Raw genomic sequence first — 10796 nt, 5'->3', positions numbered from 1 at the left:
GTTGTGATGGTAATTTGGGGGCTGGTTTCAAAGCCAAAGGACTAGCCCATGACGTCCGGGGAGGGACGAATTGGATATCAAGGCAGTTGAAGAATCTTACGCGCGCTGGGCGCCGGTCTATGACAAGACCTTTGGCGCGGTGACGCGCTCGGGCCGCCGCCGCGCGGCCCGCTACATCAACACCCGTCAGGGCAGCGTGCTGGAGGTTGGCGTCGGCACCGGGCTGTCGCTGAAGCATTACGCACCGCATCTGCAGGTGACTGGCATCGATTTCAGCCATGACATGCTGAAGAAGGCGCAAAGAAAGGTGCAGGAACTGGGCCTGAACCAGGTCAAGGAGCTGCGCCAGATGGATGCGCGCAGCTTGGATTTTCCGGACAATTCCTTTGACACCGTGGCTGCGATGCATGTGCTTTCGGTGGTGCCGGATCCGGACCAGGTGATGCGCGAGATAACGCGCATTCTGAAACCCGGCGGCGAGGTGGTGATCACGAACCACTTCAAAAGCGGCAAAGGGGTGCGGGCGTCGCTGGAGAAACTCTCGGCGCCGCTGGCCAATGTGATCGGCTGGCATTCGGATTTCGCGCTGGAGACGGTGCTGCAGGAGGACCGGCTGAGCATCGAGCAGCAAGAAAGCATTCCGCCCTTCGGGATGATGACCTTTCTGGTTCTGGGCAAGCAGCAAACCATGTGAAACGGCGCAATTCAGCGAAGCGGCCCCGGAGTGTTCTCCGGGGCTTTTCTTTGTGCGGCCTCTCTGCAACAGTGCGTCTGAACCGGGTGGAATTGTACCACCCCAGGGGATGTAAATCATTTTTACATTCCTATATCCAGATCAAGTATTTCAGGGGAAGGAACGGATACTATGAGTGTTTCCCAATTTGAGAAGATGGTGGCGGAGAGCCAGGAGAAAGTCCGGGAGTCGCAGTCCAAGATCGAGGCGCTGACCTCGAGGATTGAAAGGGCGCGCAGCAAGATCGAAGCGGGCGAGGATGCCAGCATCGACATCGAGAATGCCACGCTGGAGGATGTGCACGCCCACACGGACGTGATGAATGCTAACATTGCCGAGCTGATCATGGGGCTGGACGATGTGACGGCGGCCTTCTCCAAGGATTTTGACGAGATGCGGGGCAAGACCGGCTGGGAGAGCTTTGTCGGCTTCTTCAGCAGCGGCAAGTCGGACTCCATGCGCCAGGAGCGGATGCGCACCGCCAATATTGATGACAAGCTGCAGGATCTGATTGCCAAGTCGGACGTCATCGTGACGCTTCTGGACGGCCAATTGGCCACCCTGGAAGAACAGCGCGAGAAGGTGCAGGCGAACTTGACCGCGACGCTGGACGACCGCGAATTCACAGTGCAGGAGCTGGAAGCCGTACGCGCCGGGATCGTGGCGCTGGATCCGCAGATCATCGAGCTGGAGAACAAGATCTCGGTCGAGCAGGACGCCGCCGCGCGCACCAAGCTGGAGACGGAACTGGCCGATCTCAACGCCAAGTACAACGCGATGGTGCAGGACGAGCAGGTGAAGCTGGCGAAATCCCAGACGCTGGAGCGCTATATCGAGAAGGGCAAGACCTGGGTCGACAGTTTGCAGAACCAGGCAGCGACGCAGATGGTGCTGATCAACAAGCTGCAAACGGACACGGCGCAGCGGGTGGTGCTGTATGACGCGCTGACAAAATCGCTGAAAACCGCGCAGCAGCAGGATGTGGCGCATAGGATCAACGAGATCGGCGTGCAGACCGACAAGGAAGCCCAGACTGCGATGGCCGCGATCGGCACCGCCACTAACCAGAAGATGGCCGACATGCTGGAAGCGCATGAGGACAACATGGTGTTTGCCCGCGACGTGCTGGAGAAGAAGGCCAAGGCGGATGAACGCTTTGCCCGCCGGTTTGCCGCGATTGTCGAGAAGCACGACAAGAATCTGTATGGGGGGTGAGGCAGTTGCGCTTTCCATTGCTGCAAAAACCGAAGAGCTGGCGTGACTGGTGGTTGGACTTCTGCTGCCTCGCTCTGCTTTTGTTGTTGCTTGGGGTATATACCACCCTTTCCAAAGCCATACTGTTTGCGGCGGGAGCAGGCAGTATGGTCGGCACGGCACTTCATCTGAGGTCACGCTTGAAGAAAGCTCAAAGCGTGAAACCCATTGCAGGGGCTGGGTGAGTTCTCCGTCCCCGCGGAAAAACCTGGGAAAGCCGGAGCAAAATGTCGCCATTGAAATTGAAGAATAACACAGGGCGGTTCGCGGCCACGGGTGGGAGCGTAGCGCCCGCCGTTTTGCCGGAGGCAAACCTTTGCTTTGACGGGGGCGGCCGGGCGCTGTCCGTGCCACAGGTGGTACGCCCGGAAGGGGCAGTGGTATGACCGATCCTTCTCACGACCACGCGGGCCTTAGCGATACCTTCGCGTCGCGCCGGTATTTCAAGAAGTTCGAGACCATCATCCGGCATCTGACCCGGGTGGCGGCGGCGATGCAGGCGGAGGGGCGGCTGTCGAAATCCGATGTGAAGGTGCTGACGGCCTATCTGATGCGGCTGAACTTCACCTTCCGCGCGCTTTCGATGAAATACCTGATGGCGGGGCGCGATACGGGCAGGTTTTTCGGCAGTCTGGCGATGGACAAACGCGACAGCGGCTTTCCGGTTGCGGCAGAGCTGATGACCATGGCCAATGACGCCCAGCAGGCAGAGCGGCATCTGGCCAATATGGCGAGCGAAGATACGCTCAAGAACGACATGGTGCGCACCATCATCTCGGACCGCACGGCACCCTCCAAGCTGCAATTCGCCCTGTCGCAGCGGCTCTATTATCAGGAACTGCTGAAGGGGCAGCTGTTCTGGTCCCGGAATGATCCGGAATGCGAATGGCTGGAAAATATCGGCGAGCGCCGCCGGCGCTTCCTGCTGCATTGGGCCGCCTATGACAGCCAGGTGAACCTGCCGGTGATCTACCTGATGGAGCTGGAAGACAGCGGCAAGATTGCCTTGCCCAAGGATGAGCGCCGCTGGCCCGAAGTGCAGACGCATCTGATGGCGCAGGCGCTGGCCGGGCTGAAGCTGGTGACCATCGCCAAGGGGTTTGACGAAGATTTCGACGACCTCCACCCCAAGCACCTGCGCCGCTATCATGTGGGGCCGATGTATTCCTCGGCCTATACCGAACAGTCCGGTCCGCTGCACCAGGTGCTGGAGGAAGCGGAGGCGCCTGCGGGCCAGGACTGGGCCTTGGCCTGGACGCTGGAGGAGCTGGAAAGCGAAGAGGTGCGCGAGGAGCGTTCGGGCTGGTTCGGCTCCGTGGAGCGGGAAATCTTTGCGCTCGATCCCTTTGGCGGCCGCGGTGCGGACACCGGCGCCACCCGCACCCAGCGCGCGATCATCCTGCCGCAGCGCCCGTTCCAGGTGCTGGCAGAACTGGACCCGCCGGGGTTTGGCGATGTTCAGAAGTTCGTGGTGAGCGAGGCGGGTCAGGTGCTTCGGTATTGAGGCCTGCGGCTGTTGCAGCGGCGGGAGCCTCCGGCGGGAGTATTTTTGAAAAGATGAAGAGCGGATCAGGACTTCGGTTTGCGGTTCGTGGATTGAGAGGGTGATATGAGCATTTCAGGCAATCAGATGGAGCTGCGGGAAGAAGATATCCGCAAGCATTATGCGGCAGCTGCGGCGTTGCTGGAGGGGTTCGATCACACGCCGCGGATTGCCAAACCCGCGGTGGAGGGGAAAGCGCCGGAGCGGTCGGCAGGGATTGGCACGCGGCGGCGCTTCCGCTCGACCACGCCGGGGCTGGTGACCCGTTCCACTGCGCGGCCCGAAGGGGTGCATTTGATTGCTCGCATCGAAGCCGCGGATGAGGATGATCCGCTGACCTCTCCGCTGCAGGCGACCTTGCAGCATGCCTTGCGCCGGGCGCTGGCGCTCTCATTGGCGATGGGGGAGGCTTATGCGGATGTGTCTGGTCTGGGTGATTTGAAGCGGGCCAATCTGGCGGGGTCTTTGGACGCGGCCCGCAAAGGTGAGTTCACCGAATTGCTGGCGGCGGAGGCGCTGGTGTCGGCGCATGTGTTTGCCAATGCCGCGGCGTTTTTGCTGGCGCCGCATGGGTCTGAGGCGCAGGCTGAGGTGGGCGAGGCGGAGGAGCTGCTGACGGATAATGCGCCGCTGGCGCTGCATGGCGTGTTGTGGGAGCTGGATCAGAAGCTGGCGCTGCATGCCCCTGACGATGCGCATCTGATCGCCGCTACTGCGGCTTATGCCGAGCAGCTGCTGGAGAAGGCTGCTTTGCGGGCACAGAATGCAGGCCGGCTGGAAGCGTTCACGTCCGCTGCCTGGCGGGTGGAGGCGGATGATCTGACCATCAGCGGCTTTGATGTTGCGGCCAAGGCGAAATCCACCACCCTGACGATGGCGTTCAAGAAACCGCATGAGGTGGTCGGCAACCATATCGCCAAATACCAGGCGCTGCGGCTGTCGAAGATGCTGATGGCCTATGATTTTGATCGCCGCCTGAACCCGTTTGCCGAGATGGGCGGCTTTATCTTCACCTTCATGGGGGACGGCAAGCCGGGCACCGGCAAGACGACCCTCATTCAGATGATGGCCGGGCTGGTGCATGACTATTGCCAGAATGCGGGCTATGCCTTCCGCTACCAGAATTTTGGCATCGACAATATCGACAGCTATCAGGGCAAATCGGGCCAGAACGCCAAGAGCTTCATCCAGAACGTGATCGACCCGGGCGTGATCGGCTTTGGCACCATCGACGACATTGACCAGATCGCAGGGAAACGCGGCGACCGGCAGTCCAGCGCGGGCCAGCAGGAGGTGACGGCGGTGTTCATGGAGGCCTTTGCCGGCGCCAACACCGTGGTGCGCGGCAACTGCACCTTTGGCATGTTCTCCAACTACCCGGAGAATGTGGACGACGCGCTGCGCCAGCGGGCCGGGGCGCGCTTCCTGGTCGACGGGCCGAAGACGCGCGAGGATTACATCGACATCCTGACGCTGCTGATGGGCAAGAACCATGAGATCCCGCTGGGCGAGCACGATCTGTACGGCGCGCAGGAGATCAAGAAGGCCGTCGCGCGCTCCTTCGAGGCCTATAACCGCCCGCAGGAGCCGGGGCTGATGGAGGTCTTTGGCCGGGTGCAGGATCAGATTGGTGAGCTGGATGATCTGGCCAAGCTCGGCACTTATCTGAAGGCGATCCAAGCTGCGGATGAGCGGTTTACCGGGCGGGCCATCAAGAACATCACCGATGCGGTCAAGGTTCGCGCGATGGATTTTGAGCTGCCGGATGAATGGATGGAGAACCCGGAGCTGTTCCTGTTCAAGGACTATGACACCAAATCCGCGATGATTGCCGAGCTGCGGGTGCCGATCACGGTCGACATGGTGGTGCAGGAGATCAACCGCTACGCCGACAGCGAGTTCCGCTATGCCGACAAGTCGGACGAGGTGGCGATTGAAAACATGGTGCGCGATTTCGGGCGGCAGGAAGAGGCCAAGCGGCGCTATCTGGAGGGGAAGGGGTGAATCCTGATCGGGTCTTCAGGTGGCTGATGTTAGTGTTCTTGGTCGTGGCAATTGCTGGGTTAGCCAATGATTTCTTTCCGAAAATGTTTCCAGCGATTGTGAATGGGCATCCGATGTCTGAGGTGATTGCAAGTCTTGTTACTGCAGGGGCGGCTGTCGCAGCAGCACTAACAGCTTACTTTGGCCTCACTACGTGGAAGAAAGAACGCGATGCCGACTTTGCAAAAGCGTTGGCAGCGGAGATGTATCGCTACCGGCAATCTCTACATGCTATCCGGTTGCCGTTTCTGACATCCACAGATCTTGATTTCTTTGAAGAGAAAAAAGTGCCCGATCAAATTGATCGAAAGGTCCGCCTTTATCGGTGGCGGCGTTCACGAGAGGTACTGAATGACGTCAACGCACTTCTTGCAGAGGCTGAACTTAGATGGCCATCTGACATAGCCAACGCTTTTGAACCTGTGAAAAAGATAGAACGAGAGTTTACGAACGATGTGACTAGGTATGGGGTGCTAGAAAAAAGGCATGGTGCGTTATGTGACATGCAAAGGTCTGGACAAATTTCAGACGAACAGTGGAACAAAGAGTTTGACAAAGACGCAGGAGAGCGCCTCGAGCTTGAGGGCAAGCTGAACGACTCTTTCAATGACGATGACGCATTTCGCAATCGTATTGATGCTGCATTTGTTCCGATGAAAGCTTTGCTGAGGACGAAGATTTGATGCGGTTGACGTTATACTTCGCGGCGAAGCCGCGACGCGCCCGACCCGCCCCCCAGGGCGGGCGCGTTCCGCACCCACCCTCGGGCCGGGCGCATCGCTTGTGTGATACGGATAGGAGGACAACATGAAACGCCTCATCCAGCATGGCCTGATGTTCGGCAATCTCTTCCACGTCGCCTCGCCCGCGCTGGTGGAGCGGTACAATCGCGCGCTTAAGCATCTGACCGGCAAGACCACGGCGCTGACGGATTTCCACGTTGATATTTCGGGCTTCTCGCCCGAAATCGGGGATGAGCTGGGGGATGATCACTATCTGAACCATGCGGGTGTCAACCGGCAGTTCATTCTGCTCAGCACCGAGCAGAAGCGCTGCCCGCTGTTGCATGTGAAATTCTCTACCAGCCGGGACATTCTGCGCCGGTTTATCGAGGTCAATGAGCGCCAGCTGTTTGCGCTGACGGCAACCGATGCGGTGGCGGGCGAGCTGGTGAATTCGGTGTTTGAGGTCTCCACCCCAGCTAAGCTGTTCGACATTCAGCAGGTGCGGATCGAGGCGGATACCACCCGCGGCACCCTGCGCCATGCGGACCGTCTGGCTGAACTGGTGGAACGGTTCAAGACCGGTGAGGACGCCTGGTTTGATGATGCGCTGATCGGTGAGATGATCTCGACCGCCGAGAAGACCGGCGATGTGACCCGCAACCCGGTGCATCTGGAGCATGAGGTGTTCGCGCAGTCGAACTTCTGGACCGCGCATTTCGGGGGCCTCTATGTGTTTCCGGGGCAAGAGCATCCGGCGGTGATTGCCAGCGGGGCAAAGCCGGAGGACGTGCCGCTTACCCATGTGTTTGATCTGAGCGAGCGCAATGCGATTGCCAAGTTTCTGGATCTGAACGGGCTGGCCGAGCCGGTGATCCGCGCGCGCGGCGTCGATGGTGCCGCGATCCTGCGGCAGAAGATGGGGTTCCTGGCGGTCTCGGTTCTGACCGGGAAGGGGCGGGACTTGTCGGGGCTGTCGCGGTCCGATTTGCGGCGGCTGGCGGCGCGCCATGCCGAAGAGCTGCCGGAGGAGTTCGAGGGGCTGGCAGCACTTGTGCGCTGGGCCGAGGGGGGCGGCAAATGGCCGAAGATCCGCTCGGACCATCCGGCCTATTTCTATTCCTTGCGGGCGTCGGACACTGCCCAGCGGGACTTGGTGAATATGCTGCTGGCGGAGCTGTGCCCGCATGACTTCCGCCAGATGTTCATCTGCCACAAAGAAGAATTCTACCGCCAGTACCGGGGCTGGCCGGAGACGAAAAAGGCCTATGCGGCTGAGTTCCTGGCGCGGGAGTATGCGGTGGACAAGGCCGGCGCGCGCGCCGCGCTGTTCGGGCATGAGCCGGATATGGAGGGGCGCTCGCCCGCGCTGCCGCGGGTCCAGCGCAAGGGAATGGTCGAGCGGGTTGGTCCTTGGGGCGCCGTGAACCGGGTGCGGGGGCGCTAGAGATGTTCGGCTTCATCCGCCTGATCCTGATCCTTCTGGTGGTGCTGACTGTGACCTATGGTGCGGTCTCGCTTTATTCGCGCGAGGTGCGCCGGGCCAAACTGAAACGGCGCTGGAAACAGAAGGGGTTGACCGGCGACCGCAGCACCTTCATCCAACGGGGGCTGCGGCAGTATGACCGGTCGTTCCGGCGCAAGCTGATCCTGCTGGTCTATATCATTCCGCTGGGGGCAATCGCGCTTCTGGTCTACGTCATTAACTTCATGTGAGGTGTAACGCATGCGTTTCATCAAATGGGCTATCCTGATCACCATCTGGGTGCTGTTCGGCGCCTTCCTGCATTACACGCTGCCGCAGTACGACGTGGTGCGCATCGTCAACACCTATGAAGAACGGCAGGAGCTGAACGACTGGACCCGGATCTTCTGGTCGCAGCCGGACGACCAGTCGGCGGAGCTGATCAACCGCGATGTGCAGTTCATCCAGGCGGTGCGCCCCAATGGGCGCAACATGGTTTACCGCAACGAGGATACCGGCTGGAATTGGCCGCCCTATTTCAAGTTCGACACCGCCAATCTGTACACCGATGCGAATGACAGCATCTCGACCAAGGCCAGCCCGGAATGGGTGGCCATCATGCACTACGGCTGGCGCAATGAATTCCTGTCGGTCTTCCCCAATGCAGTGACGATCAATCCGGTTGCGGGGCCGGAGGACAAGCCCACGAACTGGTTCTCGATCATTTTCCTGGTGCTGCTGGCGGCGGTGATGTGGGCTATCTATGTGCGCTGGCGCCGGTTCCGCCGGTCCCGGATCGACCCGATGGTCGAGAATGTCGAGGACAGCCTGTATGCCGCGGGCGATGCGATTGCCGAGCGTAAGGGCCGCGTCCGGCGCTGGCTGGACAGCTGGAAATCCAAGTGACAAGGGGCCGCCGGTTTGGCGGCCTTTTTCATATCGCGGCGACGAGGCCGAATCGGGTTGCCGGGCGAATCGCAGGTAACTGTGTGAAAGATAAGCGGTTGCCGCAAACAGGCTGGCGAATGCCGGTATGAGAATCTGCCGCATGAGGCTGTGGCGGCAGAAGAAAACCTGCATGTCTTATTCCGGTTTCGCCGGGTCGGTTTTGTTTCCGAAGGACGGCAGTTTTTAGGGCAATTTGGCGGTTAGCAAGGTGCCGTCCTTTGGGGCGGAGAATTGGGAAGCTGGTGAAATTCCGGCACTGCCCCCGCAACGGTGACCCCGGGTTAGGCTTGGTAAAGACCACTGAAGGAATGCCTTCGGGAAGGTGCCATGCCCCGCCATCTTAAGGCCCCGGGACAGTCCGGAAACCAGCCTTGCCAAGATAACGTCAACCGCGGGCGGCGGCAGGGCGGTTGCGGGCGTGCGGCCTGCAATCTCTCTCCTCATGCCTGCACCCAGCCAACACGCCGCGGGGTTGCGGCAAAGGAGAGAAGCAGATGCTTCAGGACAGCGAAATTCTGGCCAAACTGGTGGCCCGGCAGAAGAACTATTCCATGGAACAGGCGTTCTACACCGACCCGGGTGTGCTGGATCTGGACATGCGGCAGATCTTCTACCGCGAGTGGCTGTTTGCCATTCCCGCCTGCGAAGTGCCGAAGCCGGGCAACTATGTCACCCATCAGATCGGCGCCTATAACGTCATCATCGTGCGCGGCACCGACGGCGAAGTGCGCGCCTTCCACAACGCCTGCCGCCACCGCGGCTCGGTTGTGTGCAAGGCCAAGAAGGGCAACTCGCCCAAACTGGTCTGCCCCTACCACCAGTGGACCTACGAGCTGGACGGCAAACTGCTGTGGGCGCGGGACATGGGGCCGGATTTCGATGCCTCCAAACACGGGCTGAAGCCGGTGCACTGCCGTGATCTGGCCGGTCTGATCTATATCTGCCTGGCCGATGAAGCACCGGATTTCGATGCTTTCGCCGACGTCGCCCGTCCCTATCTGGCGCCGCATGATCTGGGCAATGCCAAGGTGGCCTTTGAAAGCTCGATCATCGAGAATGGCAACTGGAAGCTGGTCTGGGAAAATAACCGTGAGTGCTATCACTGCGGAGGCAACCACCCGTCGCTGTGCCGGACTTTCCCGGAAGATCCGTCGGTCACTGGTGTTGAGGGCGGTGAGACCCCGCCGCATCTGCAAAAGCATTTCGACCGCATTGAGGCCGCAGGGGTTCCGTCGCAGTTCCGCATGGGCGCGCGCGGCCAGCACCGGCTGGCACGGATGCCGCTGAACGAGGGCGCGGAAAGCTATACCATGGATGGCAAGGCGGCAGTCGCCAAACCGCTGGGCCGGGTGCCCTTTGCCGATGCCGGCACGCTCTTGAAGTTCCACTATCCGACCACTTGGAACCACTTCCTGCCGGATCATTCGCTGGTGTTCCGGGTCACTCCGATCAGCCCGACCGAGACTGAAGTCACCACCAAATGGCTGGTGCACAAGGATGCGGTCGAGGGTCAGGACTATGACATCACACGCCTGACCGAGGTCTGGATGGCGACCAATGACGAGGATCGCATCGTGGTCGAGGACAACCAGCAGGGCATCAACTCCCCCGCCTATGAACCCGGCCCCTATTCCGAGGTGCAGGAAAGCGGCGTCATCCAGTTCTCCAACTGGTATGCCGAGCACCTGACCCGCGCGCTGACCGGCCGTCACCTGATCGCGGCGGAGTAAGCACATGGGACTGCAGGCTAATTTCGAGACGCTGGACGAAACCCTGGCGTGGAAGGACGACGAGATGCTGGAATGCGTCTCGGTTGTGCCGGAAGCGCCAAACACCGCCACTTTCAGCTTCCGCGCGCCGTCGGGCGCGTGGTTCAAATACCAGCCGGGCCAGTTCCTGACGCTGGAGCTGCCAGTGCCGGAAGGGACCGTTTGGCGGACCTATACCATCAGTTCCTCGCCGTCGCGGCCTTTGTCGATCTCGGTGACAGTGAAGGCACAAGGAGACAGCATCGGCACCCGCTGGATGCTGGACCACCTGAGGCCGGGGAGGCATATCAGAGCGTCGGGCCCGGCGGGTGTATTCACC

Annotated in this window: 10 protein-coding genes and 1 riboswitch; all 10 genes read left to right on the top strand. The window is 60.5% G+C overall.

The genetic code is table 11. The features are described from left to right. Positions 1-70 precede the first annotated feature (70 nt). Positions 71-694 (top strand): class I SAM-dependent methyltransferase, encoded by a 624-nt coding sequence (locus A2I95_RS22930; RefSeq protein ID WP_291733567.1) that lies wholly within the window; start codon positions 71-73, stop codon positions 692-694. Positions 695-865: 171 nt separating this feature from the next. Then, complete coding sequence (locus A2I95_RS22925; RefSeq protein ID WP_291733565.1) at positions 866-1948, top strand: hypothetical protein; 1083 nt, start codon at positions 866-868, stop codon at positions 1946-1948. Positions 1949-2369: 421 nt separating this feature from the next. Then, positions 2370-3491 carry a hypothetical protein gene (locus A2I95_RS22920; RefSeq protein WP_291733563.1) on the top strand — a complete coding sequence of 374 codons (1122 nt, stop codon included), beginning with the start codon at positions 2370-2372 and terminating at the stop codon, positions 3489-3491. Between the two features lie 105 nt (positions 3492-3596). Beyond that, positions 3597-5534 (top strand): ATP-binding protein, encoded by a 1938-nt coding sequence (locus A2I95_RS22915; protein ID WP_291733561.1) that lies wholly within the window; start codon positions 3597-3599, stop codon positions 5532-5534. A gap of 26 nt (positions 5535-5560) precedes the next feature. Continuing rightward, a complete protein-coding gene (locus A2I95_RS22910; RefSeq protein ID WP_291733560.1) occupies positions 5561-6256 on the top strand; it encodes a hypothetical protein in 696 nt (231 codons plus the stop codon). A gap of 124 nt (positions 6257-6380) precedes the next feature. Continuing rightward, complete coding sequence (locus A2I95_RS22905) at positions 6381-7742, top strand: DUF6638 family protein (protein WP_291733558.1); 1362 nt, start codon at positions 6381-6383, stop codon at positions 7740-7742. A gap of 2 nt (positions 7743-7744) precedes the next feature. After that, the gene (locus tag A2I95_RS22900) at positions 7745-8011 is read left to right on the top strand and encodes a hypothetical protein (RefSeq protein WP_027257432.1); all 267 of its coding nucleotides are present in this window, start codon (positions 7745-7747) and stop codon (positions 8009-8011) included. 10 nt (positions 8012-8021) lie between these two features. Next, complete coding sequence (locus A2I95_RS22895) at positions 8022-8666, top strand: DUF1523 family protein (RefSeq protein ID WP_027257433.1); 645 nt, start codon at positions 8022-8024, stop codon at positions 8664-8666. Between the two features lie 231 nt (positions 8667-8897). Next, a riboswitch (cobalamin riboswitch) is annotated at positions 8898-9097 on the top strand. A gap of 105 nt (positions 9098-9202) precedes the next feature. Continuing rightward, positions 9203-10438, top strand: coding sequence for an aromatic ring-hydroxylating dioxygenase subunit alpha (locus tag A2I95_RS22890; RefSeq protein WP_291733555.1), 1236 nt, complete (start codon positions 9203-9205; stop codon positions 10436-10438). 4 nt (positions 10439-10442) lie between these two features. Continuing rightward, the coding region (locus A2I95_RS22885; protein WP_291733553.1) for an FAD-binding oxidoreductase at positions 10443-10796 on the top strand (354 nt) is incomplete at its 3' end.

Source organism: Leisingera sp. F5, from assembly GCF_001593695.1.
Note: the sequence above shows the minus strand (reverse complement) of the source record. Positions and strands in the feature narration are given on the sequence as shown.

Coding starts and splice junctions, on each gene's coding strand:
- A2I95_RS22900 (WP_027257432.1), top strand. CDS start 7,745: ATGTTCGGCTTCATCCGCCTGATCCTGATCCTTCTGGTGGTGCTGACT.
- A2I95_RS22915 (WP_291733561.1), top strand. CDS start 3,597: ATGAGCATTTCAGGCAATCAGATGGAGCTGCGGGAAGAAGATATCCGC.
- A2I95_RS22905 (WP_291733558.1), top strand. CDS start 6,381: ATGAAACGCCTCATCCAGCATGGCCTGATGTTCGGCAATCTCTTCCAC.
- A2I95_RS22920 (WP_291733563.1), top strand. CDS start 2,370: ATGACCGATCCTTCTCACGACCACGCGGGCCTTAGCGATACCTTCGCG.
- A2I95_RS22910 (WP_291733560.1), top strand. CDS start 5,561: ATGTTAGTGTTCTTGGTCGTGGCAATTGCTGGGTTAGCCAATGATTTC.
- A2I95_RS22895 (WP_027257433.1), top strand. CDS start 8,022: ATGCGTTTCATCAAATGGGCTATCCTGATCACCATCTGGGTGCTGTTC.
- A2I95_RS22925 (WP_291733565.1), top strand. CDS start 866: ATGAGTGTTTCCCAATTTGAGAAGATGGTGGCGGAGAGCCAGGAGAAA.
- A2I95_RS22890 (WP_291733555.1), top strand. CDS start 9,203: ATGCTTCAGGACAGCGAAATTCTGGCCAAACTGGTGGCCCGGCAGAAG.